The 23439-nt window shown below is 72.8% G+C and carries 22 protein-coding genes; 11 read left to right on the top strand and 11 right to left on the bottom strand.

All coding sequences use genetic code 11. The features are described 5' to 3' along the window. Nucleotides 1-9: 9 nt before the first annotated feature. From ACH4TG_RS16650 to ACH4TG_RS16685, 8 genes are all read right to left on the bottom strand, one after another. Nucleotides 10-1011: an ABC transporter permease gene (locus ACH4TG_RS16650; RefSeq protein WP_398243012.1), complete on the bottom strand. Its 1002-nt coding sequence runs from the start codon at nucleotides 1009-1011 to the stop codon at nucleotides 10-12. Next, the gene (locus ACH4TG_RS16655; RefSeq protein ID WP_398243013.1) at nucleotides 1008-2573 is read right to left on the bottom strand and encodes a sugar ABC transporter ATP-binding protein; all 1566 of its coding nucleotides are present in this window, start codon (nucleotides 2571-2573) and stop codon (nucleotides 1008-1010) included. The genes ACH4TG_RS16650 and ACH4TG_RS16655 overlap by 4 nt, the downstream gene beginning before the upstream one ends. Further along, nucleotides 2561-3580, bottom strand: coding sequence for a sugar ABC transporter substrate-binding protein (locus ACH4TG_RS16660; protein WP_398243014.1), 1020 nt, complete (start codon nucleotides 3578-3580; stop codon nucleotides 2561-2563). The genes ACH4TG_RS16655 and ACH4TG_RS16660 overlap by 13 nt, the downstream gene beginning before the upstream one ends. Nucleotides 3581-3986: 406 nt before the next feature. Further along, nucleotides 3987-4391, bottom strand: a complete 405-nt coding sequence (locus ACH4TG_RS16665) for a nuclear transport factor 2 family protein (protein WP_398243015.1) — start codon at nucleotides 4389-4391, stop codon at nucleotides 3987-3989. A gap of 160 nt (nucleotides 4392-4551) precedes the next feature. Continuing rightward, on the bottom strand, nucleotides 4552-5142 hold the full coding sequence (locus ACH4TG_RS16670; protein ID WP_398243016.1) for a DUF421 domain-containing protein: 591 nt from the start codon (nucleotides 5140-5142) through the stop codon (nucleotides 4552-4554). A gap of 165 nt (nucleotides 5143-5307) precedes the next feature. Continuing rightward, nucleotides 5308-6570, bottom strand: a complete 1263-nt coding sequence (locus tag ACH4TG_RS16675) for an MFS transporter (RefSeq protein WP_398243017.1) — start codon at nucleotides 6568-6570, stop codon at nucleotides 5308-5310. Nucleotides 6571-6739: 169 nt separating this feature from the next. After that, complete coding sequence (locus tag ACH4TG_RS16680; protein WP_398243018.1) at nucleotides 6740-7402, bottom strand: flavin reductase family protein; 663 nt, start codon at nucleotides 7400-7402, stop codon at nucleotides 6740-6742. A gap of 129 nt (nucleotides 7403-7531) precedes the next feature. Then, nucleotides 7532-9004: an arylsulfatase gene (locus ACH4TG_RS16685; RefSeq protein ID WP_398243019.1), complete on the bottom strand. Its 1473-nt coding sequence runs from the start codon at nucleotides 9002-9004 to the stop codon at nucleotides 7532-7534. A 367-nt stretch (nucleotides 9005-9371) separates the two neighbouring features. Here ACH4TG_RS16685 and ACH4TG_RS16690 point away from each other — a divergent pair, with 367 nt between their 5' ends. Beyond that, nucleotides 9372-10271, top strand: a complete 900-nt coding sequence (locus ACH4TG_RS16690) for a formylglycine-generating enzyme family protein (RefSeq protein WP_398243058.1) — start codon at nucleotides 9372-9374, stop codon at nucleotides 10269-10271. 42 nt (nucleotides 10272-10313) lie between these two features. On the opposite strand, the gene ACH4TG_RS16695 is transcribed toward ACH4TG_RS16690, so the two are convergent. Further along, nucleotides 10314-10994, bottom strand: a complete 681-nt coding sequence (locus ACH4TG_RS16695) for a GntR family transcriptional regulator (RefSeq protein ID WP_398243020.1) — start codon at nucleotides 10992-10994, stop codon at nucleotides 10314-10316. A gap of 70 nt (nucleotides 10995-11064) precedes the next feature. Further along, a complete protein-coding gene (locus ACH4TG_RS16700; RefSeq protein WP_398243021.1) occupies nucleotides 11065-11838 on the bottom strand; it encodes an SDR family NAD(P)-dependent oxidoreductase in 774 nt (257 codons plus the stop codon). A gap of 118 nt (nucleotides 11839-11956) precedes the next feature. On the opposite strand from ACH4TG_RS16700, the gene ACH4TG_RS16705 reads away from it, so the two are divergent. From ACH4TG_RS16705 to ACH4TG_RS16745, 9 genes are all read left to right on the top strand, one after another. Beyond that, nucleotides 11957-12703: a bifunctional 4-hydroxy-2-oxoglutarate aldolase/2-dehydro-3-deoxy-phosphogluconate aldolase gene (locus ACH4TG_RS16705; protein ID WP_398243022.1), complete on the top strand. Its 747-nt coding sequence runs from the start codon at nucleotides 11957-11959 to the stop codon at nucleotides 12701-12703. 68 nt (nucleotides 12704-12771) lie between these two features. Continuing rightward, on the top strand, nucleotides 12772-13689 hold the full coding sequence (locus ACH4TG_RS16710) for a sugar kinase (protein WP_398243059.1): 918 nt from the start codon (nucleotides 12772-12774) through the stop codon (nucleotides 13687-13689). 11 nt (nucleotides 13690-13700) lie between these two features. After that, the gene (locus ACH4TG_RS16715) at nucleotides 13701-14585 is read left to right on the top strand and encodes an SMP-30/gluconolactonase/LRE family protein (protein ID WP_398243023.1); all 885 of its coding nucleotides are present in this window, start codon (nucleotides 13701-13703) and stop codon (nucleotides 14583-14585) included. A gap of 96 nt (nucleotides 14586-14681) precedes the next feature. Next, nucleotides 14682-16013, top strand: coding sequence for an MFS transporter (locus ACH4TG_RS16720; RefSeq protein WP_398243024.1), 1332 nt, complete (start codon nucleotides 14682-14684; stop codon nucleotides 16011-16013). An 89-nt stretch (nucleotides 16014-16102) separates the two neighbouring features. After that, nucleotides 16103-17278, top strand: coding sequence for a mandelate racemase/muconate lactonizing enzyme family protein (locus ACH4TG_RS16725; RefSeq protein WP_398243025.1), 1176 nt, complete (start codon nucleotides 16103-16105; stop codon nucleotides 17276-17278). Nucleotides 17279-17673: 395 nt separating this feature from the next. Further along, on the top strand, nucleotides 17674-18657 hold the full coding sequence (locus ACH4TG_RS16730) for a GlxA family transcriptional regulator (RefSeq protein WP_398243026.1): 984 nt from the start codon (nucleotides 17674-17676) through the stop codon (nucleotides 18655-18657). Nucleotides 18658-18818: 161 nt separating this feature from the next. Beyond that, a complete protein-coding gene (locus ACH4TG_RS16735) occupies nucleotides 18819-20102 on the top strand; it encodes an MFS transporter (RefSeq protein WP_398243027.1) in 1284 nt (427 codons plus the stop codon). A 148-nt stretch (nucleotides 20103-20250) separates the two neighbouring features. Then, nucleotides 20251-20736 (top strand): SMI1/KNR4 family protein, encoded by a 486-nt coding sequence (locus ACH4TG_RS16740; protein ID WP_398243028.1) that lies wholly within the window; start codon nucleotides 20251-20253, stop codon nucleotides 20734-20736. 10 nt (nucleotides 20737-20746) lie between these two features. After that, entirely contained in the window at nucleotides 20747-21322 is a 576-nt protein-coding gene (locus tag ACH4TG_RS16745; RefSeq protein WP_398243029.1) for a GNAT family N-acetyltransferase, read from the top strand. 28 nt (nucleotides 21323-21350) lie between these two features. On the opposite strand, the gene ACH4TG_RS16750 is transcribed toward ACH4TG_RS16745, so the two are convergent. Further along, nucleotides 21351-22184 carry an SURF1 family protein gene (locus ACH4TG_RS16750; RefSeq protein ID WP_398243030.1) on the bottom strand — a complete coding sequence of 278 codons (834 nt, stop codon included), beginning with the start codon at nucleotides 22182-22184 and terminating at the stop codon, nucleotides 21351-21353. A gap of 136 nt (nucleotides 22185-22320) precedes the next feature. Here ACH4TG_RS16750 and ACH4TG_RS16755 point away from each other — a divergent pair, with 136 nt between their 5' ends. After that, the gene (locus ACH4TG_RS16755) at nucleotides 22321-23343 is read left to right on the top strand and encodes an LLM class flavin-dependent oxidoreductase (protein ID WP_398243031.1); all 1023 of its coding nucleotides are present in this window, start codon (nucleotides 22321-22323) and stop codon (nucleotides 23341-23343) included. The last annotated feature ends 96 nt before the right edge of the window (nucleotides 23344-23439 follow it).

Here is a 23439-nt window from a genome sequence, read left to right on the forward strand (position 1 = left end):
GGGAGGGGGTCAGCGCCGACGGCGGTCGGCTGCCGCGAGTGCCACCGCGGCGAGGATGATGACGCCCGTGACCAGGTCTTTCATCTGCGGATTGATGTTGAGGATGTCGAAGCCGTTGCCGATCAGGGCGATCAGGAAGACACCGGTCAGCGAGCGCCAGACCGCGCCGACACCGCCGTAGATGCTGCTGCCGCCGAGGATGATCGCGGCGATGGCCTGGAGTTCCAGACCGGTGCCGGCCTGCGGCTGGCCGGAGGCGAGGCGGGAGACGCCGATCGCTCCGGCGATGCCGACGGCCAGGCCGCTGAGCGCGAACACGATGACCTTCACCCGGTCCACCCGCACGCCGGACAGGTGGGCCGCGTCCGGGTTGCCGCCGACGGCGAACACATGGCGGCCGAAGACCGTGCCGTTGAGCAGCACCCAGGCGATGGCGAAGACGGCCAGCAGGATGAGGACCGAGTAGAAGACCCCGCCGACCTGGCCGCGTCCGAGCTTGGAGAACCCGCTGTCGGTCACGGTGATCAGCGAACCGCCGGTGACGAGCACGGCGACGGCCTTGTAGACGAGGCTGGAGGCCAGCGTGGCGAGGAACGAGTGCACGTTCAGCCTCGTCACGGCGAGCCCGTTGAGCGCGCCCATCACCAATCCCAGGACCGGTGCGGCGAGCAGCGCCAGCCAGGTGCTGCCGGTGGACGTGGCGATCGACGCGGCGACCACGCTCACCACCGCGTACATCGCCGCCGTGGAGAGGTCGAACGCCCCCGAGACGATCACGAACGTACCGGCCACGGCGATGATCGCGAGCGGCGTGTTCTGGTTGAGGATGTTCATGACGTTCGTGAAGGACAGGAACGACGACGAGATGATCGACAGGGTCACGAACACCGCGACCAGCAGGATCAGCGCCGCGTAGTCCCCGGCGAAGGCGATGACGCGCGGTCCGAGCGGGGTGCCGGTGCGGACGGCGGCGCCTGCCCCGGCGTCGGGCGCGGTTTCGGTGGCGGTCATTGGACGGACTCCTTTGCCTTTCCTTCTTCGCCGGTTCCGGCCGGGCCGGCGACATCGAACAGCCGCCGCAGGACGTCTTCGACGGCCAGGCTGCGCGGGTTCACCTCGTCGAGCACCTCGCCGCGGCTGACCAGGTGGGCCCGGTGGGCGAGACCGAGCACCTCCTCGTGCTCCGAGGAGATCAGCAGCACTCCGATGCCGCGGGCCGCCAGGTCGGCGATGAGCTCGTAGATGGCGAGCTTCGCGCCGACGTCGACGCCGCGGGTCGGCTCGTCGAGGATCACCAACTTCGGTTCGCCGACGAGCCACTTGGCGATCAGCGCCTTCTGCTGGTTGCCGCCGGAGAAGCCCTGCACCGGCAGTTCGGGCTTGGCCGGGCGCAACTCCAGGCGGCGGACCAGCTCGTCCACCTGCCTGCCGACGGCCCGCCGGTCGATCACGCCGAACCGCGAGAAGCGGCCCAGCGAGGGGAGCGTGATGTTCTCGGTGACGCTGCGCTGGAGCACCAGGCCCTGGCCGTGCCGGTCCTCGGGGACCAGCACCAGGCCCGCGTCGCGGCTCCGCCGGGGCGTCGTGCGGCCGAGCGCGCGCCCGGCCAGGGTGACGCTTCCGGCGGTGACCCGGTCCGCGCCGATCAGGGCACGGGCGATCTCCGTGCGCCCGGAGCCGACCAGCCCCAGCAGCCCGACGATCTCGCCCGGCCGCACCTCGAACGAGGCCCCCTTCACTCCCGCGTCGCTGGCCAGCCCCTCGACCGTGAGCAGCGGTGCCACACCCGGGTCGGGCGCGGGCGGCAGCGGCGGGAACGAGACGGCGAGTTCCCGGCCGAGCATCGCCTCCACCAGCGAAGCCTTGGTCTGGCCCGCCGCGGGCGCGGTGCGGATCCTGCGGCCGTCGCGCAACACCGTGACGGTGTCGCTGACTTCGAGCACGGCGTCGAGGAAGTGCGAGACGTAGACGACCGCCCGTCCCTGTGCCGTGAGATGGCGGATGACCTCGTGCAGCCGCTGGGTCTCGTGCGCGGTGAGCGAGGAGGTCGGCTCGTCCATCACGATCACCTTGGCCTCGCGGGCCAGGGCGCGCAGGATCTCGACCTTCTGCTGGTCGGCGATGCGCAGGTCGCCCACCCGTGTCTCGGGAGCGATGCCGAATCCGGTGATCGCGTCGAGTTCGGCGAACCTGCGGCGCTGGTCGCGCCGGAGCACGCCGAACCGGCTCTGCTCGATCCCCAGGAACACGTTCTGGGCCACCGTCAGGTCGCGGACGAGCGACAGTTCCTGCGCGATCATCACGAGCCCGCGCCGCTGCGCGCGTACCGTGTCCCAGCGCCCGACGGGCCGGCCGTCGACGAAGATCTGCCCGGAGTCGGGCGAGTGGACCCCGGCCGCGATCTTGCCGAGGGTGGACTTCCCGGCCCCGTTCTCGCCGACCAGGGCGTGCACGCTGCCCGCGTGCACCGCCAGGTCGATGTCGTCCAGGGCCAGTGTGCCGCCGAACCGCTTGGAGATGCCGGCCAGTTCGAGGACCGGCTGGGCGTTGGCCATCGGCGTCAGCCGTTCCATTCGCCGGTGAAGTCCGGGGTCTTGGCCAGCGTCTCCTTGGTCGCGTACGGCTCGGTCGCGCCGACCTGGTCCGCGTTGACGACGGCCTGCGCCTTGCCGCCGTCCATCGCCTTGATCAGCTGCTCCATCGCCGACTTGCCCATGCTCACCGGGAAGTTGACGTAGTCCGCCTTCCAGGTGCCGGCTCGGACGGCGGCCACGGCGTCCTTGGTGCCGCCGGCGCCGGTCAGGTAGATGCTGCCGGGCTTGACGCCCGCGTTCTGCAGCGCGATCTGGGCGCCGGCGGCCTCCTGGTCGGCGTTCGACAGGATGACGTTGATGTCCTTGTGGGCCTGGAGCACGTTGCTGATCGCCTTGAGCGAGGTGTCCCGGTCGTACTGGCCCTCGACCGTGCTGACCACCTTGATGTTGGAGTGGGTGCCCAGCACCTTCTTGTAGGCGTCGCGGCGCGCCACGTCGAGCGGCGTCGACAGGTTGCCGACCAGCAGCACCACGTTGCAGGGACTGATGTTGGCGCAGTAGGTGACGACGCCGTCGGCCTGCTGCTGCGCGGCGGTGACCGGGGACACGGCGACGGTGGTGACCACGCCGTCGACCTGCGGCTCCATCTTGGTGATGTCCGGCCCGATCGGGTTGAGCACGGTGGCGACCGGGATCTTCTTGGGCAGCGGGAACGCCGCCGCCAGGCCGACGCCGTCGTTGGGGACCACGACGACGCCGTCGTAGCCGCCGGTGCTGGTGACGTTCTGGAGCTGCGACAGCTGGGTGTTCGAGTCGAACTGGCCGTCGAGAAGCTTGAGGGAGACCTTCTTGCCAGACGCTGCGGCGGCCTGCTGGACGCCCTTGTAGACAGCCTGGTTGTAGCCGTTCTGGCTGGATGCCGCGAGGACGGCGACCTTGAGTGTCCCGCCCTTGGAGCCGGCCGAGTCGGCGACTCCGCAGGAGCTGACGAGGAGGAGGGCGGTGGCGGTCACAGCCACGGTGCCGGAGATACGCAAACTGTTCATCGGAGTGCCTCCGCTTAGATTGCCGTGGCACAGTGATATGTCACACGTCACGCTTCAGGGAAGGGGCTCCTAGGTCACAACTCTATTTCGGCCATCTGCTGCCGGACGGAGTCCTTACCCCGGGCCACCGGATACCGGCCGCCCCACGCCGCCGGCCGACCCGCCATGGACGGCCGCAGCACAAAGCCGCAGGCAGTAGCTGTGACGGGCCATCCCGAAGGGCCACCGGGCGCAGCGGGCGCCGGGCCGCGGCCGGGCCGAAGTATGCCCTCGGCCGGGGCGGGAGTGGCTGGATATGAACCCTGGTGTCATGCCCGGCGCCGGCGCCCCACACCAGGGCTGCGGCCGGCCCGCGGCGTCACCGCGCCGCCGGCCCGGCCGTTCCGGTCCGGCGTCCCGAGCGGGCTCAGGCGCGGAAGAGCAGTTCGACCTGGGCCGTGTCCTCAGTCGCGCGGTGGTGGGCGATCAGGCCGTCCCGGAAGGCGAACCAATGGTGCATCTGCATGTCCATGGTCCGGCCGTTGGCCCGGTGGTGGGCCTTCATCCGGACCACGGTCATGACGTCCGTCTCGTTCGCCGCGAACGCCAGCGGAGTGAAGTCGTCGACCTCCATGGTCGAGCCGAACTGCTCGAAGAAGGCACTCACCTCGGACTTGCCCGAGCGGACGCCGTACCACGGCACGGCCGTGGACGCCGCCTCCGTCGCCCAGTTCACGTCGTCGCTCAGCGCGTTCAGGATGGTCCGCACGTCGCCGCGTCCGAACGCGTCGTAGACCGACTTGATGGTGGCGACGTTGGTGTCCGCGCTCATGGCCTGCCTCCACATGGTTGACACGCGTACCGGCGTCCTCGCACCGCCACGCTATGCGCCGACCGGTCACCGGGGCCCGCGCTCCGCCTGCGTCGCGGCTCAACCACTCGAACAGGCCATCTGCACCGGGCACGGACCGGCCCCGGCCGGACCGGCCGGGCTAGGCGGCCGGCGGGTTCGGGCGGGCCTGGAGTTTGGCGAGCTCGTCCCGGAACTGGGTGAGCAGGCGTTCGTTCTCGCGACGCAGGTCGCCGATGGTGGCGTTGCGGTGGTCCTCGTCGAGGGTGACGACCAGGGCGCCGCCCGGGGAGAGGGTGGCGTCGGAGATCTCGCTGATCTGGTCGGCTCCTTGGCGGCGGCAGGCCGCCACGACGTCGGCGCGGCGCAACCCCAGCCGGTGCAGCGCCTTCTGGATCACATGGCCGTTGCGGATCAGCGTCGTGGGGCGCCCCTCGAACAGCCGGACCAGGCGGGGGCTGCGGTTGACCATGCGCACCATGCCGGCGTTGAGCGCGACCAGGACGGCCGCGCCGAGCAGGCCGCCGGTGAGGCTGTTGTCGCTCCCGATGACCGCGTTCTGGACGACGTTGGACAGCAGCAGCATCACGACGAGGTCGAAGCTGTTGAGTTGGGCGAGGTCACGTTTGCCGCCGAGGCGCAGCAGCAGCGCCAGCCCGATGTAGACCAGCACCGTACGCAGCACCTTCTCTGCGGCCGGAATTTGGATGCTCCACAGGTCGTGCCAGATCAACGTCGTTCCCCTCGCTCATCGTTCGGTCACGGTGGGCCCGGCCGCCCGCGGGTGCGCGCGCCCGCCAGACAGCTTGCCGACAGGCCCCGCGACTGATCAATACTCTGCGTGATCCAGTCGCCGAGGCTCGGCGGTCGCCGGTGCCCGGCCGGGCCCGGGCCGGGATCACTCGGGAGCGGCCACGCCCACCGGTTCAAGGGCCGCCTTGCGTGCCGCGGGGGGTGCCACGACCGCGGCGATGAGCGCCGCGATGCCGAACAGGACGGCGACGCAGACGACCGCCCGAAGGATGGTGAGGTGGTCGGCGAGCAGGCCGACCGCGGGAGGACCGGCCAGGAACGCGCAGTACCCGATGGAGGCGATGACGCTGACCCGGCCCGCGGCGTACGCCGGCTCGTCCGCGCCGGCGCTCATGCCGACCGGGAAGCCCAGGGACGCTCCCAGACCCCACAGGATCACGCCCGCGAAGGCCAGCGGGGTGGCGGGGGCGAAGACGAACAGCAGCACGCCGGCGATCCCGAGCACGACCAGCACCCGCAGCACCGGCACCCGGCCGTAGCGGTCCAGCAGCACGGGCCCGAACCAACGCCCGAGCGTCATCGCCGACAGGAACACCGCGAAGGCCAGGGTGCCGACCGCCGCCACCGTGCCGTACCCGTCGATGGTGGCGATGCCGACCCAGTCGTTTCCGGTGCCCTCGGCGAAGGCGAACGCGAGGACGAACACGCCGATCAGCAGCGTCCGCGGTTCCCGCCACGCGGCGAGGGCGCTGCGCGCGGCAGGGGCCTCGGACGCATCCCCGTCACCCGCGTCCGCCGTCCCCGCGCCCTCGCTCAGGAACATCCGCGCACCCCACGGAACGGCGCAGGCGACGACGGCCCCGACGGCGATCAGGTGCGCCGTGACCGGAACGCCCAGGGCCACCATGGCCGCGCCGATGAGGGCTCCCAGGACGGTGCCCAGGCTGAAGCCGGCATGGAAGCGGGACATGATCGACCGTCCCAGGTGCTGCTCGACCACGGCTCCGTGGACGTTCATGGCCACGTCCCAGGCGCCGTTGGCGAAGCCGAGCACGAACAGCCCGGCGACGACCGGGGCGAGGCCGGCGAGATAGCCGAGCGCGACGGTCAGCAGGCTCACGGCCATGAGCACCGCCATCGCCGCCACCGTGCGCCTGGACCCGAGGCGGTGCACCACCGGTCCCGCGAGCGGCAGCGCGACCAGCGACCCCGCGGCGATGGCGAGCAGGACCAGTCCCAGCCGCGCCGGCGAGAGGTCCAGGTGGTCGCGGACCTGGGGGATCCGCGAGGCCCAGCTGGCGAAGGCGAAGCCGGCGCCGGCGAAGGCGATGGCGGTGGCCAGGACCGCGCGGCGAACCTCGGGCGGTGAGGGAGTCGTCGCGGCGGCAACGGAGGGAGCAGGGGGCACGGTAGGAGTCTCCTGGTCACGGGCGGGAACAGGCTCCAACGTAACCGCTCGCCTCCAGTACGCGGAGCCCCGGCCCCCACCCCTCGCACCCCGGCCGGGCAGCCGCCCGGCCCCCGGCCGTCGTCCACGCGTCAGCGCGTGCGGAATCCGTCAGCGGGTGCGGAACACCTCAGCGGGCATCGACAGGACCGCGCGGCGTCCGGGTCCGGTAGGAGTGGCCGAGTTCCGGGCCGAGCCCGAAGTAGTGGCGGAAATTGTAGATCAGGGGGCTCCAGGCGGCGGGGTCGATGTGGTCGGTGCCGGCAAGGACGATGCGGGAGTCGGCGTGGACCTTGCGCACGACGGCCTCCACGATGACGAATCCTCCGGAGACGTCCGGCAGGACCCGCTCGGCGCGGGCCTCCAGCTGGATCGGGCATTCGGCGACGCGCGGCGGCCGGACCAGGTGGGACGGCTCGCCGGTCAGGCCGGCGGCGGCGAACTTGTCCGGCTCGAAGCGGCAGCCCTCGTGCTTGGTCGGGGGCACCGGGTTCCGGCCGGTGAGCGGCGCCAGCCGCTCCACCGCCGGCCACTGGGCCGGGGCCGGCAGGCTGATCACCAGCTCGGGCCGGCTCGCGAGGTTGCGAGCGGTCTGCCCCTCGCCGCCCAGCCCGATGACGACGGTCTGCCCCAGGGCCCACGCGGACGATATCGGGGCCAGGTTGAACGAGCCGTCCGGATTCTCCGTGGACAGGAGCACCACCGGCGTACCGAAGTACAGGATGCTCGGCTCGATCTCCACGTGGGTGAGGGCGGCGTCCGCGGGCAGGGGGCTGGGCGGTGCTGTGGTCATGCGGGCAGCCTAGGATCCCGTTGCTTCGGCGCCTGCCGAAGCGTCACGGGTGAAGCGGCCCGCGCGGATGCGCGGCGCGAACCCGGGACCTGCCCCGTTCCGGCCCGAGTGCGCGCCGGCGCGGCCGTGTCAGTCGTCGATCCCGGCCGCCTCCCGCGCATGGGCGAGCAGCGACACGGTGGGGCGGCCGGGCACCAGCCGCCCGTCCTGGACGTAGCCCTCCTCGCGCCCGGCCAGGGCTTCGACGAGCAGCTGCCGCCACTGCCCGACCTCCTCGGCGCGCGCCGTGTCGCGGGCCAGGTTGTGCAACTCCTGCGGGTCCTCGACGAGATCGAAGAACTGCTCCTGCCCCTCGCCGGACAGCCAGACGAACTTGCGGCGCCCGTCGGTGACCCACTGGCAGGACTGGCCGAGGATCGTGTGCTCGCCGTGCAGCGACGCGCGCCAGTCCGCCGGGGTCTCCCCGCGCAGGAACGGGACCAGGCTGCGCCCGTCGACGCTGTCGGGAACCGGCGCACCCGCGAGGTCGAGGAGGGTCGGCATCAGGTCGCGCAGTTCCACGACGTCGTCGACGACGGTGCCCCGCGGGCCGAAGCCCTCCGGTGCGGAGACGATCAGCGGGACGTGGGCCGAGCCCTCGTAGCCGTATCCCTTCCGGTACATGTCGTGGTCGCCCATCATGTCGCCGTGGTCGGAGACGAACACCACCACGGTGTCGTCCCGGAGCCCCTGCTCCGCGAGGGCTTCCAGGAAGCGGTTGACCTGCTGGTCGATGTGGGACATGTGGCCGTAGTAGCCGGCCTTGGCCCGGTGATGGACGTCGTCGGACTGCCGCCCCACGAGGGCGTCGTGCGCGCCGTCCCGGCGGAACGCCGCCCAGTCGCCGGTCCAGTCCCCGACCGGGGGATCCGCGGGCGGGCCGCCGACGTACTGGTCGAAGGCCCACTGCGGCGGGTCGAGCGGCGAGTGCGGGCGGTGGAAGGACAGGTACAGGAAGAACGGGCGGGTGGGGTCGCGCCGGTACAGCCAGTTGACGGCCTCAGTGGCGACCCAGGTGGTGGGGTGCAGCGACTCCGGCTTGTCCCAGGGGCGGGCCACCACGCTGTTGCAGTTGAGGCCGTTGTCGGTGTAGTCCTCGTCGGCGGTGGCGCCGGGCTGCCGGCGCAGCCACGGCAGGTAGTCGTCCACCTCGCGCAGGTCGCGGACGTTGCGGCGCCGCGCGAAGTGCAGGTAGCCGTCGTGCAGCAGGATCTCGTCGAAGCCGATGCGGGACCGCTCGGGCCACACGTGCATCTTCCCGATCGCCTGCGTCTGGTAGCCGGCCCGTCCCAGCTCCCGGGGCAGGGACACCGGATGGGTCCGGTCGAACGGGATGCCGTCGGTGTAGCCCACCCGGCCGTGGGCCTCCTGCGACTGACCGGTCATCAGGGCGACGCGGGCGGGCACGCAGGTCGGCGTCGCGGAGTAGCCGCGGCTGAACCGCGTCCCCTCACCCGCCAGTTGGTCGAGGTAGGGCGTGCGGACGACCGGGTGGCCGGCGGCCGACAGGGCGTCCCCCCGCCACTGGTCGACGCAGACGAGAACGATGTTGGGCTGGGCCACGCGGGCTCCTTGTCTCGTTCCAGGATTACGACGGCACGAGCCTACCCAGGGCCTCCGGCGCGGCGTCCGGGCCTGTGACCTGGCCCGGGACCGGATCGCCCGGTCCGTCCGATCCGGGCCCGTATACGATGTCCGGCAGCGGTGCCCGAGCCGGCTGGCGCCGTCCCCGGCCGGTCGCCCTCCACGACACCGGCCGTGCACCGGCGGAAGCCGGCCCCCACGACAGGACAGCGCGTTGACCCACGACGACACCACCGCTCCCGTGGAGCCGTTCCCGCCCGCTCACGACACGGCCGGCGGCGCGCCCCGGGCATGCTGCGCGCCGCGGCCTGAGCCGGGGCTCCTCTCCCCCGCAGAACAGGGCCGGCTGCTGCCCCTCGCGCCGCCTTCGGAGCGACGCGCACCAGGCGGTGCGCTGCAGGAACCCGTCCTGCTGCCCGGCGGGGAGTTCGCCATGGGTGACGCGTTCGACGAGGGCTACCCCGCCGACGGTGAGAGGCCCGTGCACCGGGTCCGCGTCGATCCGTTCGCGGTCGATCCGGCCGCGGTCACGAACGCCGAGTTCGCCGCCTTCGTCGAGGACACGGGGTACGTGACGCAGGCCGAACGCTACGGTTCGTCGGCGGTGTTCCACCTCGCGGTGGCGGGTCCCGACGAGGCGGTCCTGGGGCGGGTCGAAGGAACGCCGTGGTGGTGCACGGTGAGGGGCGCGACGTGGGCGCACCCCGGGGGGCCGGCCTCCGACCTGGACGGACTGCTGGACCACCCCGTGGTCCACGTGTCCCATCACGACGCCCTGGCGTACTGCCGCTGGGCGGGCAAGCGGCTGCTCACCGAGGCGGAGTGGGAGTACGCGGCACGCGGCGGCCACGCGGGGCGGCGCTTCGCCTGGGGGGACGACCTCACGCCGGGCGGCGAGCACCGCTGCAACATCTGGCAGGGCACCTTCCCCACGCACAGCACCATGGCCGACGGCTACCTCACCACCGCCCCCGCGCGCAGTTTCGCGCCCAACGACTTCGGGCTGTGGAACATGGCGGGCAACGTCTGGGAGTGGTGCGCGGACTGGTTCTCCCCGTACTACTACCGGCGCTCCCCGCAGGACAATCCGGCCGGCCCGCGGTTCGGCCAGGGCCGGGTGATGCGCGGCGGCTCCTACCTGTGCCACGCCTCGTACTGCCACCGGTACCGGGTGGCGGCCCGGTCGGCCAACGCGCCGGAGTCCTCGTCCGGGAACCTCGGTTTCCGCTGCGCCGCCCGGAGCTGACACACCGGCCGACCGGGACCGGGGGGTGCCGCGGGGCGGGTGTCAGGCGTCCGGTCCGCCGGCGGTCAGCATCTCGTGGCCGGCCTGGGAGGCGACGTGGGCCTGCGCCGCCGCGGCGGCGGCCTCCGGATCGCGGGCGCGCAGCGCGGTGACGATGGCGTCGTGCTCGTTGACGACGTCGCGCCAGTTCTCGTCGTTGCGGGGCGTGGTGATGCGGTACCTGCGGACGGTCATCAGGAGCTGCTCGGTCAGCTCGCCGAGGATCCGGTAGCCGCCGGCGGCCGCCAGGACCCCGTGGAAGTCGGAGTTGAGGCCCGGCAGTTGTTCCACCGCACCCTGGTCGAGTGCGGCGCGCATGGCGTCCTGGATCCGTTCCAGCTCGGCCAGGAGCGCGTCGTCGACGCGTTCGGTGGCCAGCCGGGCGGCGAGTCCCTCGATCGCCTCACGGGCGAGGAAGACGCCGCGCATCTCGGTCGTGTCGACCTCGGAGACGACGACACCGGCGTGCAGTTGCGAGGTGACGAGCCCCTCGGACTCCAGCCGCTTGATCGCCTCGCGCACCGGGATCTTGCTGACGCCCAGGGTGCGGGAGAGCTCGTCCATGTTGATCCGCTCGCCCGGCCGCAGGTCGCCCTCCGCGATCGCCTGCCGCAGGGTCTCGTGGACCAGCTCCGCCTTGCTCTTGACCTGGGGCAGCCGCGCGGCCCACGTGTTCTCCGCCATGCGGTCATCGTATGCGATATCCCATGGACGTCGGCAGGGAACCCCACGGGCTCCGGCGAGCCCGTGGTGATCAGGCACCGTCGAGCGGCGGCAGCCCCATGCGGACGCGGTGGCCGTCCCGCAGCAGGCTCGCGGGGCTGACCGCGGAGGCGCCCGCGTCCAGGACGAACTCCTGGCCGTTCATCAGCAGGGCGTCCGGCGAGGCGGCGAACGCGACGGCCGCGGCGACCTGTTCGGGGGTGGCGAGCAGGCCCGCGGGGTTGCTCTGCCGCAGCCGGGCGAGGTCGCCCTCGCCGTCCAGGCGCGACTCGGTCGCCGGCGTGCGCACCCAGCCGGGCGAGACGGTGACGAACGAGATCCCGAACCGGCCGTAGTCCACCGCGAGTTGGCGACCGAGCGCGGCCAGCGCCCCCTTGGCCGCCGCGTAGGCGGGCAGACCCGGGGCGGCGGTGCGGTGCAGGACCGATCCGATGGTGACGACGGCGCCGCCGCGCGCGGCGACCATGGCCGGCAGCACCGCGCGGATGCACAGGAACGCGGACGTGAGGTTCGCCCGCAGCACCCGGTCCCAGTCCTCCTCCGTGGTGCGGTCCAGCGGGGCGCCCTCCGTCACCCCGGCACAGGCGACCAGGACGTCGACGCCGCCGTGCTCGGCGGTCACGGACCTGACGGCCGCGGCCACCTCGTCGGCGTCGGTGACGTCCGCGCGGTGGTAGGTGGCGCCGGGGAGCCCGGGATCGACCAGGTCCAGGCCGGCCACCCGCAGGCCGTCCGACAGCAGACGAGCGGCCACGGCGCGGCCGATGCCGCCGGCCGCCCCGGTGACCAGGGCTGTTCGGGTCATGGGGCCGCTCCTCAGGAGATGGGCGGGCCCGGCCGGCTCCGCCGAAGGTCGTCGGGGCTCAGGGTGGAGATCCCGATCAGAAAGTATACGATCTACTAAATAACATCAAGGAGTCGCCATGCCTGCCGACGACGGTGCTTCCCTCACCGTGCCCCCGGCCGCACCCGCAGCCGGGCCTGCCGCCGTGCCCACAGCCGTGTCTCCCACGACGCGCCCCACCGATCCCCTCGTCTCCGCCCTGCGCTCGCACCGGCTCCTCGCCATCGTCCGCGGCGACGATCCAGGTGCGGCGCTCGACACGGTCCTCTCCCTCTTCCGGCTCGGCGTCGGCGCCGTCGAGGTCTCGCTCACCACGGCCGGCGCACCGGGAGTCATCGCCCGCGCCCGCGCGGAACTCGGACCCGGCGCGCTGCTCGGCGCCGGCACGGTGCTGACGCCCGCCGATGCGGAGCAGGCCGCCGCGGCGGGAGCGGCGTTCGCCGTGACGCCCGGCATCACCGGCGCGCTCGCAGCCTGCCACGACCTCGGACTGCCGGTGCTGGCAGGGGCGTTGACGCCCACCGAGGTCGTCGCGGCCCTGGCCGCGGGTGCGGCCGCGATCAAGCTCTTCCCCGCCTCGCTGGGCGGCGTCCCGTACCTCCGGGCGCTGCGGGCGCCCTTTCCCGACGTGCCGTTCGTCCCGGTCGGCGGCGTCGACGAGGCGGCCGTGCGCGGCTACCTGGCGGCGGGCGCCACCGCGGTCGGCGTCGGCTCTCCGCTGATCGGCGGCGCGGCCGCCGGGACCGGGGAGCCGGGTGCGCTGGCGGCGCGGGTGGCGGACTACCTGCGCGCGGTCGAAGGCACCCCGCTCGAAGGTGCGTCGTGACGGGCCGCCCGGCCGACGGACCGCGGGCGACCGCCGCGGCGACCGACGTCCTCACCTTCGGCGAGACCATGGCCGCGCTGCGCGCGGACGACCCGCTCATCATGGGCGGCCCGCTGCGGCTGTCGGTGGCGGGCGCGGAGTCCAACGTGGCCATCGGCCTGGCGCGGCTCGGCCACCGGGCCGGCTGGGCCGGGCTGACCGGGGCCGACGAGTTCGGCCGCCTGGTGCGGCGCACCCTGCGGGCCGAGGGGGTGGACCTCACGCATGCCGGGATCACCGATGCCGCGCCGACCGGCCTGGTGGTGTTCGAGCCGCGGGTGGCGGACCGGGTCCGCGTGTCCTACTACCGCAGCGGCTCGGCGGGTTCCCGGCTGACACCCGACCGTCTGCGCCACGCGCTCTCGGCGGGCGCCCGCATCGTCCACCTGACCGGAGTGACCGCCGCGCTGGGCGGCGGGCCGCGGCGGGCGGTCGAGACCGCCGCCCGCCGGGCAGCCGAACAGGGCGCGCTGGTCTGCCTGGACGTCAACCACCGCGCGCGCCTGTGGTCGCGCGAGGAGGCCGCCGAGGCGCTCCGACCCCTCGTGCGGCACATCGACGTCCTGATCGCCTCGGAGGACGAACTGCCGCTGGCCGCACCGGCCGGTGCGGCCGGCGAGGACGCGCAGGTGGCCGCGCTGCTGGCGCAGGGCGTGGACGAGGTCGTCGTCAAGCGGGGCGGCGCGGGGGCCACCGCCTTCACCGCCGAGGGCCGGGTGTCGCTGCCGGCCGTCGCGGTCCCGGTACGGGACACCGTGGGCGCCGGCGACGCCTTCGTGGCCGGGTATCTGTCCGCCGTCCTCGACGGAGAGCCGTTGGAGGCCCGGCTGGACCGCGGGGTCACCACCGGGGCCTTCGCGGTCGCCTCCCGGGGCGACTGGGAGGGGCTTCCGTCGCGCGAGGAACTCGGTCTGCTGCGCACCGCGCCGGAAAGCGCCCTGCGATGACCGTGCCCAACATGCCCAACTCCCCCGTCGCCGCCGGAGGCTGGGAGGCCGTCGGCCCCGACCGCTTCCGACTCGCCGAAGGCGCCCGGTGGTCCGGCGGGCGGCTGGTGTTCGTGGACCTGCTGGCGGGCGACCTGTACCGCCACCGGACAGCGGCGCGCCATGCGGAACGGGTCGAACGGCTACAGCGCCTCGGCGTACCCCTGGGCGCGGTCGCCCCGGTGGCGGGGCGGCCGGGGTGGTGGATCGCGGCCGCCGGAACGGGCTTCGCGCTGGTCGGCCCAGGGGCCGGTCCCCCGGACTGGCTCGCGAGGCCGGAGGAGGCCGCCGGCACCCCGATGCGGATGAACGACGGCGCCTGCGACCCCGCCGGGCGCTTCTGGGCGGGCAGCATGGCGGCTGACGGTTCGCCGGGCGCGGGGTCGTTGCACCGGCTCGATCCCGACGGGTCGGTGCACCGCGTGCTCCACGGCCTCGGGGTGCCCAACGGGCCGGCGTTCAGCGCGGACGGCACGGCGATGTACCTGGCCGACAGCGCTGCCCGCACGATCCACCGGTTTCCGCTCGACCCGGGGTCCGGCGCGCTCGGCCGCCCGCACCCGATGGTGCGGTTCGCCGCGGGCGAGGGCCGCCCGGACGGCATGGCCGTGGACGACGCCGGCCTGCTGTGGGTCGCCGTATGGGGCGCGGCCGAGGTCCGCGCCTACTCCGCCGCCGGCGCACTCGTCCGTACGGTCGCCGTCCCCACGCCGCACGTGTCGAGCGTGGCGTTCGGCGGCGGCCGGATGTGGGTGACGACCGCCCGCCACCGCCTTCGACGACCGGACGCAACCGCCGGTGCCGTGCTGGGGAGTCCCACCGCGGTCACCGCGCCGCCGGCCCGCCCGTACGGCTGAGAAGAATCTTGACATCACCCCTGTTCCTTATTTCGTATATCGCATACGGTAAGCCGACCCCGTCAGCACCGTCCCCCGAGCAAGGTGAGGTCTCCCATGACCGGTCTGGCAACGACCGAAGACGGAACCGTGGACACGCAACACCTGCGGCCCAGCAGGCGCACGATGGTGGCCAGCACCGTGGGCACCGTCATGGAGTGGTACGACTTCAACCTCTACGGCCTGGCCTCGGCGCTGGTGTTCGGTCCGCTGTTCTTCGGTTCGGCCGGCGTCAACGGCACGCTGGCCTCCTTCGCCACCTTCGGCGTCGGCTTCGCCGCCCGGCCGATCGGCGGCATCGTCTTCGGGCACCTCGGTGACCGGATCGGCCGCAGGTTCGTCCTGCTGATCACGATGCTCGGCATGGGTCTGGCGACCACCCTGATCGGCGTCCTCCCCACGCATGCCGTCGCCGGCGTGTGGGCGCCGATCCTGCTGGTGACGCTGCGGATCTGCCAGGGCATCGCGGTCGGCGGCGAGTTCGCCGGCGCCACGCTGCTGACCGTGGAGAACGCGCCACCGCGCCGCCGCGGCCTGTTCGGTGCCGTCCCCGCCATGGGCACCGGGGCGGGCTTCGTGCTCGCCACCGCGGTCTTCGCGCTGGTGAGCATGCTGCCCGACGCCTCCTTCAACTCCTGGGGCTGGCGCGTGCCGTTCCTGGCCAGCGCGGTGCTGGTGCTCTTCGGCCTGATCGTGCGGCACGGCATCGACGAGACGCCGGTCTTCGCCGACCTCGAGGACCAGGGCAGGACGGTCCGCTTCCCGCTGCTGCTCACCCTGCGCAAGCAGCCCGGAGCCGTGCTGCGCACCATGGGCATCACCGTCTCCGGCTTCGTGTGGGGCTACCTGATCCAGGCGTTCGGCATCTCCTACGCCACCAAGACGCTCCACATCCACAAGGCGACGATGCTCTGGGCGGTCGCGGTCGCCTCCGCGCTGGAGATCGCCGCGATCCCGTTCTGGGGCTGGCTCTCCGACGTCATCGGAAGACGCGTCATGGTGATCACCGGCCTGGTGTGCACCGTCGCGTACGCCTTCCCCTTCTTCCTGCTGCTGGGCACCAGGAACACGCCCCTGATCTTCCTGGCGATGGTGCTCGCCATCCCGATCTGCAAGGACATGGTCTTCGGGCCGCAAGCCGCCCTGGTCGCCGAGCAGTTCGACGCCCGCGTGCGCTACAGCGGGGTGAGCGCCGGCCGGGAGATCGGCGGCGCCCTCTTCGGCGGCACCGCCCCGTTCATCGGCACCGCCCTGGTGGCCGCCAGCGGCTCCTACACGCTGGTCGCGCTGTACGTGATCGCCGGCTGCGTGGTCACCGCCATCGCCGTACTCGCCGGCCGGGAGACCTCCCGGGACGGCACCCAGGACCTCGCTGCGATCGCGGCCTGACCCCTCGTAACGCCGGCCGCCGCCCGTCAGGCAGGCCAGCCGTCCGGTCCGCCACCCGCGGGCCGGACGGCCCGACAACTGGAGACCCCGTGAGCGACACCGCAGTCCGCATCGCCAAGGTCGAGGCCCTGGCCCTGCACGCCAGCTTCGACGACCTGTACGACTCCCCCGACGACGTCCCCGGCTGGCTCCGCTACCCCGCCTCCAGCCACCTCGTCCTGCCCAGGCGCGGCCAGTACGCCACGTTGGTCAAGGTGCACGCCGAGGACGGCCGCGTCGGCATCGGAGAGTGCTACGGGCTGCCGTCGGCCGAGGTCACCGCGACCGTCGTGTCCCACGTGCTGGCCCCCCTGCTCGTCGGCCAGGACGGCATGGCCACCACCGCCGTCTGGGAGCGGCTGTACCAGGGCCAGGCCGCCGGCGGCCACAACCGCGGGTTCTACCTCGAAGCCCTGGCCGGGATCGACCTGGCGCTGTGGGACCTGCGCGGCAAGGTCGCCGGCCTGCCGGTGCACCGCCTGCTGGGAGGCCCGGTCCGCGAGCGCGTCCCCTGCTACGCCAGCCCCGTGGCGCTGCACACCGACCCCGAGGACTCCGCGCGCCAGGCGCTCGGCTTCGTCGAGGCCGGGTTCACCGCGCTCAAGGTGAAGATCGGCCGCGGCGTGCGGACCGACCGCGCGCACCTGGCCGCGGTCCGCGAGGCCGTCGGCGAGGACGTGGCGGTGCTGACCGACGCCAACTGCGCCTACGACCTCGACGAGGCGACGCGCGTCGGCGCTGTCCTGCGCGACCTGGACATCTCCTGGTACGAGGAGCCGTTGCAGGTCGACGACCTGGCCAACCTCGCGGAACTGCGCCGCCGCACCGGCCTGACCATCGTCAACGGCGAGACCCACTTCACCCGCTTCGACCTGCGCGACTCGCTGCTGCACCGGGCGATCGACGTCTTCATGCCCAATGTCGCCCGCAGCGGCGGCATCACCGAGGCCACCCGCCTGGCCGCGCTCGCCTCCGCCTTCCACGTCGACGTCGCTCCGCACGGCGTCGGCTCGGGCGTCAGCCTGTGCGCGGCCCTGCAGTTGTGCGCGGCGACCCCCAACCTGCGCACCTACGAGTACAACCGGCTGCCCAACCCGATCCGCGAGGGCATCCTCCGCAATCCGCCCGAGTTCCGCGACGGCGCCCTGACCGTCCCGCAGGGACCCGGGCTCGGCTTCGAACTCGACGAGGCCGCCGTGGACCGCTACACCGTAGCCCGCTTCTGAGCACCACTCACCAGCGAACGGAGACCACCGTGCCCACCTCCCCGCTCGGCGATACCGGCTCCTCCCCCGACCAGCCGCGGCCCCCGGATACTCCCTCGGCTGCTGGCGGCCGCCGGGCGACACCGACTTCAGCCACCTCCCGGACATCCCCGTCGGGCGCTGGGACGTCAACCCGCAGAACTGGAACGCGGTCGCCGGCTTCGTGACGTACATGCCGTGGAACTCGACGATCGGCACCCGCACCGGCCCCGAACTGACCCTGACCGTCCCGCCGTTGTCGATCGAGTTCTGGGTCCGCACGCCCTGACCGGGGACACTCCCGTCCCTGCTCCATGTCCGGATCTGGCAGCAGACCGTCATTGCCGCCCCCGGGCCGCGCGGGTCAGGATGGATCCGTGCCCGACACCCGCCGCGTCGTCATCGCGGTCCTCCCCGACGTCGACCTCCTCGACGTGACCGGCCCGGCCGAGGTCTTCGCCCTGGCCGACCGGGAGACCGGCGGCGCGGCGGGCTACCGGGTCGAGCTCGCGGCGCCGGCCCGCGGCGAGGTGGCCACGTCGGCGGGGCTGCGGCTCGTCGCGGACCTGTCCTTCGACGAGGTGGACGGCGTGCTGGACACGCTGCTCGTCCCCGGGGCGCTGGAAGCCGGCCCCGGGGACGGGAATCCACGCGTGGACGCCGACGTCGTGGCCTGGATCGCCCGGATCGCACCGCTGGCCCGGCGGGTCGTGTCCCTGTGCCTGGGCACGCATCTGCTCGCCGCCACGGGGATGCTGGACGGCAGGACGGCGACGACGCACTGGTCGGCCGCGGCGCAGCTGGCGGCCGAGCATCCGGGGGTCACCGTCGACCCCGACCCGATCTTCGTGCGCTGCGGCAGCGTGTGGACCGGCGCCGGGATCGGCTCCTGCATGGACCTGGCCCTGGCGCTGGTCGCCGAGGACCTCGGCGAGGAGGTCGCCCTGGCGGTGGCGCGGCAGCTGGTCGTGTACGTCAGACGCCGGGGCGGACAGAGCCAGTTCTCGGTCCCGCTGAGCCGGCCGCCGGCGGCCCGCCGCGACATCGACGAGCTGCGGATGTTCATCGTCGACCACCTGGACGGCGACCTGTCCGCCACCGCGCTCGCGGCACGGATGTGCCTGAGCGAGCGCCACTTCGCGCGCGTCTTCCGTCAGGAGACCGGAACCACTCCGGCCGCCTATGTCGAGGCCGCGCGGGTCGAAGCGGCCCGGAGCCTCCTGGAGGGCACCGACCAGCCCCTGGACCGGGTCGCCGCCGCGTGCGGGCTCGGCTCGGTGGAGACGCTCCATCGCGCGCTGCGCAAGCGGCTCGGCACGACGCCCGCGGCCTACCGGCGGCGGTTCCGCATGACCGCCTGACCCTTCTCTGCGACGCCCCCGGCGTTCGCCGCGATCCCGATCCCCTCTCCGGCCCCGGGCCACGCACGCGGGACGGCGATGCCGCCTGCCCGGAATCCGCCCGTGCAGCAGAACCCCGGCCCCTGCGCGGAGCCGTCACCCTTCGGAAGGGAGGGCCGTCCGTGCCCTTGCCGACGTCGTTGAGCACGCTGCGGGAGCGCCCGTACCGGCTCCTGTGGATCGCGCGGAGCGTCTCCGCTCTGGGCAATGCCCTGATACCGGTGACCGTGGTCTTCGCCATCCTGCGCTCGGGTGGCAGCGCCCTGGACGTCGGCACCGTCCTCACCTGCCATGCGGTCGGCCAGGTGGCGATGCTGCCGGCGGGCGGGGTGTGGGCGGACCGGCTGTCCCGCAAGCTCGTGCTCATGGCGACCGACGCCGTCCAGGCGGTCTGCTACGGCCTGCTCGCCGTGATGATCTTCCTCCACCAGGCGGCGGTCTGGCAGTTCGCCGTCACCTACACGATCGCCGGCATGGCCTTCGCCTTCTTCACCCCGGCCTCCAGAGCCGTCCTGCCCGAACTCGTCGGCGCGGAGCACCTGCAGCCGGCGAACGCCCTGCTCGGCCTGACCGACAGCACCACCAAGGTGATCGGCCCGGCCCTCGCGGCGCTGCTGCTGGCCGTCTCCAGTCCGGGCACCGCGATCCTCGTCAACTCCGTCAGCTTCCTGCTGAGCCTGGCGCTGGTCTCGCGGATGCATCCGCGCAGGCAGCCGCAGCGGCCCGGGAAGCAGCGCTTCCTCGCCGACCTGCGGGACGGCTGGTCGGCGGTGGCCCGGCGCCGCTGGTATCTGGCGAACCTGCTCTGCTGGGGCGTCTGGAACTTCGCGATCGCGTTCTTCTTCGTCCTGGGCCCGGTCGTGATGCAGCACGGCCACGGCGGGGCCGGCGCCTGGAGCGTGATCACGGTCACCGGGGCGGTGGGCTCCATCGCCGGCGGGCTGGCCGCGCTGCGCTTCCGGCCGCGCCGCCCGCTGGTCACCGCCAACGCGGCCGCGGTGATCGGCGCCGTCCCGCTGGCCCTGCTCGCTCCCCCCGCCCCGCTCCTCGCCATCGCACTCGGCACGGCCGTGGCCTTCGCCATGACCGCGCTCGTCGGCGAGGTGCTGGCGACGACGCAGCAGCAGCTCTTCCCCGAGGAGATGCTGGCCCGGGTCAGCTCGCTGGACTGGACGATCTCGTTGATCGCCATGCCCGCCGGCTACGCGGCCGCCGCTCCCGTCGCCCAGTTCCTCGGCACGCGCACCGCTCTCCTCGCCGCCGCGGCCCTCATCGGCACCCCCTGCCTGCTCCTCAACCTGCTCCCCGGCGTGCGCTCCGTCCAGCGCTTCCCCGACAACACGATCGGCATCACCCCCGCCCAGCCCCCCGATACCGCCTGCCCCGAACCCGCAGCCGTCCCCTGACGGGCATCAACGGCGATACTCGGGTGAGACGACGTCAACGGGGGGTGTAGTCATCAACGGGTGGGCCCGAAGGCGGATCGCCAGGACCGCTGCCGCCGAGCAGCCGGACGGCGCGCCGACGTCGATCGACGACCGGGCGTGGACCTTCATGGCGCCTGAGGAGCGCATCGAGGCGGTGGTTGCGAGCCTGGTCGACCGGAGAGCGGCAACAGCCTCCACGCCCATCGGCCTGTCCGCGGAAGAGATCGAGGCCGTCGAGCACGATCAGCCGGCACCGATCGGCGGCGCCTACCGCCGGTTCCTGGAGCTGGCCGGCGGTGGCATCGGCCTCTTCCTGGAAGGAAGCGACGTCTTCCACCCCCCGGTTCTCGGCCTGCGCGAAGCCGCCGAGGACCTGCTGGCGGAGAACAACGTGCCCGCCGCCCTCGCCTCCACGGACAGGGTGATCCTCATGCACCAGGGCTACTGGTTCGACTACCTGAAGGGCACCGGTCCCGACCCGGAAGTCTGGACCTACACGGAGACGTTCCAGCACCCGCTCACTCCGTTCCGAAGCGCGGGGAGGTTCTCGGACTGGCTCCGGGACCAGGCCGACCGGCATCGCGGCCCGGGCAGCGAGCCCCCGGCTGGCTAGGGTGGCGGTCATGGAATCCGCCACGATCAGCGGTGCGGCCGCTGGACCCGTCGTCCTCGACGCGCTGGAGCTGGCTCGCGATGCGGAGCTGGAGGGGCGGTTCGCGGAGTCGGCTCACCGGATCCTTGCGGACCTGGTGGAGGGGGGCGCCGCGCTGGGCTGGGTCGAACCGCCCTCGCGGGACGAGGTGGCGGAGCTGCTCGGCCACGTGGTGTCCGCGGTCCGGCGCGGGGACGGGGCCCTGCGTGCCGCGTACGTCGAACGCCGGCTCGTCGGCCTGGGGTACTGGCTCCGCTACGCACGGCCGACCCATCGGCCGCACGCCGATCTGGAGAAGATCGCGGTGGACGGCGCCGCCCATGGCCGGGGCGTCGGCCGAGCCCTGACCGCCGCCCTGATCGCTGACGCCCGCGAGGCGGGGATCGAGGTCCTCACCCTCGACGCGCGCGGCGACAACGCCGGCGCCCTGCACCTCTACCGGTCGCTGGGCTTCACCGAGTACGGCCGTCTGCCGGACTTCGTCGCCGTCGGCGCACTCCGCTTCGACAAGGTCTTCTGCATGCTCGACTTCCGCCGCGCAGGCTGAACCCCCGCCCCGGGCGCAGGCGGTGGGGCTACGCGGCCACTTCGGCGGCCTCGGCCGGCTCCGCCGCTTCGGCTGACTCCCGCTCGTCCTTCAGCCCCTGCCGGAACAGGATGACCCAGCCGATGGGCAGCAGCAGCGCGAACAGCCACCACTGGATCGCGTACGGCAGGTGGACGCCCTTGCCGACTATGGCCGCATCCGATGTCGACTGGCTGTTGCTGTCGGGCCCGGCGACGGACTCCGCCTGGTAGGCGGCGCCGAGGGCCGGCTTCGTGGTGACCAGCTCGACGTAGCCGCCCAGAACGGGCTCCGTGAGGTTCTTGGCCTGCTCCGTGCTGCTGATCAGCATGTACTGGCGCGGGGGCAGTCCGGAGACGTTGCGGATCCGGCTCAGCTTCGAGGTCTCGTCGGGCTGCAGCCGCCCGGTGAGGGTGAGCACGCCCTGCGGGGTCTTCGGTACGGCGGGGTAGGCCGCGCCGTCGTTGTTGTCCGGCGCGACCCAGCCGCGGTTGACCAGCACGGCCTTGCCGTCCTGGGTGACCAGGGGCGTGATCAGGAAGAAGCCGATGTTGCCGGCCGCGTTGGTGCGGCGCCGCACGACGAACTGGTCGGCCGCGTCGAAGCGACCGGTCACCGTCACGGGCCGGTACCGGTCCCGTTCGGGGATCGCCGCGCCGGGGTGCGAGAGCGTCTCGACGGAGACCGGCGGCGCGTGCGCGGCCAGCGAGATGCGGTGGTCGTTCCGCTTCGTCTCCTGGTAGCGGTGGAACTGCCACCACCCCAGCCGGTACATGATCAGCACCAGCGCGATGAAGATCAGGGTGAGCGCGACCCAGCGGCGGGTCAGCAAGAGGCGGAGCATACCCGCGACGCTACGCCAGCCCGCCTCGCGCTCTGTCACGGGGGCCGGTTTCCGCACCGGGGCAATAGTGCCCCTGGCGATCGCCGCCGGGCCCCGGGCGGGAATCCTGGAGCGCTCTGCGACGCTGTGACCTGGTGTGAAAAAGATTGGATTCCTCTCGTTCGGACACTGGTCGCCGAGTCCCCACTCGGAGACCCGCTCCGCTGCCGACTTCCTGCACCAGTCGATCGATCTCGCGGTCGCGGCGGAGGAGCTGGGGGTGGACGGCGCGTACTTCCGGGTGCACCACTTCGCGCAGCAGGCGGGGAGTCCCTTCCCCCTGCTGTCGGCCATCGGGGCGCGGACCTCGAAGATCGAGATCGGTACCGGTGTGATCGACATGCGGTACGAGAACCCGCTCTACATGGCGGAGGACGCCGGTGCCGCCGACCTCATCTCCGGTGGCAGGCTGCAGCTCGGCGTCAGCCGCGGGTCACCGGAGCAGGTGATCGACGGCTGGCGGTACTTCGGGTACGCGCCTGCCGACGGGGAGAGTGACGCGGACATGGCCCGGCGGCACACCGAGGCGTTCCTCTCGGTGATCGAGGGCGGGGGCTTCGCCCAGCCGAACCCGCGGCCGATGTTCCCCAACCCGCCGGGGCTGCTGCGCGTCGAGCCGCACTCCGAGGGGCTGCGCGACCGGATCTGGTGGGGGTCCGGCTCCAACGCGACCGCGGAATGGGCGGCGCAGCTCGGGCTGAACCTGCAGAGTTCCACGCTGAAGAACGACGAGACGGGCGAGCCGCTGCACGTCCAGCAGCGCAAGCAGATCGAGGCGTACCGCGCGGCGTGGAAGGAGGCCGGTCACGAGCGCGAGCCGCGGGTGTCGGTCAGCCGCAGCATCTTCGCGCTGACCAGCGACAAGGACCGCCTCTACTTCGGCCGCGACCGCAACTCGCGTGACCAGGTCGGCATGATCGACGACACGACCAAGGCGATCTTCGGACGCTCGTACGCCGCCGAGCCGGACCGGCTGGTGAAGCTGCTCCGGGAGGACGAGGCGATCCAGGCCGCGGACACCCTGCTGCTCACCGTCCCGAACCAGCTCGGGGTCGACTACAACGCCCACGTCCTGGAGAGCATCCTCACCCACGTGGCGCCCGGCCTCGGCTGGCGCTGACTCCCGCTCCCCCGAGGCGAGAATCTACGCACCGATGACAAAAATCGACGCTATGTAGACTTTGGGGTGAGGGAGCGGTCCCGCTTCCTTCACCTC

This window comes from Streptomyces sp. NPDC020917 (genome assembly GCF_044333795.1).
Taxonomy (GTDB): Bacteria; Actinomycetota; Actinomycetes; order Streptomycetales; family Streptomycetaceae; genus Actinacidiphila.

Bases quoted from the DNA above. Each gene is read 5' to 3' on its own strand.
- ACH4TG_RS16750 (WP_398243030.1), bottom strand. From the start codon at position 22,184: ATGCTCCGCCTCTTGCTGACCCGCCGCTGGGTCGCGCTCACCCTGATC.
- ACH4TG_RS16700 (WP_398243021.1), bottom strand. From the start codon at position 11,838: ATGACCCGAACAGCCCTGGTCACCGGGGCGGCCGGCGGCATCGGCCGC.
- ACH4TG_RS16705 (WP_398243022.1), top strand. From the start codon at position 11,957: ATGCCTGCCGACGACGGTGCTTCCCTCACCGTGCCCCCGGCCGCACCC.
- ACH4TG_RS16655 (WP_398243013.1), bottom strand. From the start codon at position 2,573: ATGGAACGGCTGACGCCGATGGCCAACGCCCAGCCGGTCCTCGAACTG.
- ACH4TG_RS16695 (WP_398243020.1), bottom strand. From the start codon at position 10,994: ATGGCGGAGAACACGTGGGCCGCGCGGCTGCCCCAGGTCAAGAGCAAG.
- ACH4TG_RS16715 (WP_398243023.1), top strand. From the start codon at position 13,701: ATGCCCAACTCCCCCGTCGCCGCCGGAGGCTGGGAGGCCGTCGGCCCC.
- ACH4TG_RS16660 (WP_398243014.1), bottom strand. From the start codon at position 3,580: ATGAACAGTTTGCGTATCTCCGGCACCGTGGCTGTGACCGCCACCGCC.
- ACH4TG_RS16650 (WP_398243012.1), bottom strand. From the start codon at position 1,011: ATGACCGCCACCGAAACCGCGCCCGACGCCGGGGCAGGCGCCGCCGTC.
- ACH4TG_RS16710 (WP_398243059.1), top strand. From the start codon at position 12,772: ATGGCCGCGCTGCGCGCGGACGACCCGCTCATCATGGGCGGCCCGCTG.
- ACH4TG_RS16745 (WP_398243029.1), top strand. From the start codon at position 20,747: ATGGAATCCGCCACGATCAGCGGTGCGGCCGCTGGACCCGTCGTCCTC.
- ACH4TG_RS16665 (WP_398243015.1), bottom strand. From the start codon at position 4,391: ATGAGCGCGGACACCAACGTCGCCACCATCAAGTCGGTCTACGACGCG.
- ACH4TG_RS16720 (WP_398243024.1), top strand. From the start codon at position 14,682: ATGACCGGTCTGGCAACGACCGAAGACGGAACCGTGGACACGCAACAC.
- ACH4TG_RS16740 (WP_398243028.1), top strand. From the start codon at position 20,251: ATGGCGCCTGAGGAGCGCATCGAGGCGGTGGTTGCGAGCCTGGTCGAC.
- ACH4TG_RS16680 (WP_398243018.1), bottom strand. From the start codon at position 7,402: ATGACCACAGCACCGCCCAGCCCCCTGCCCGCGGACGCCGCCCTCACC.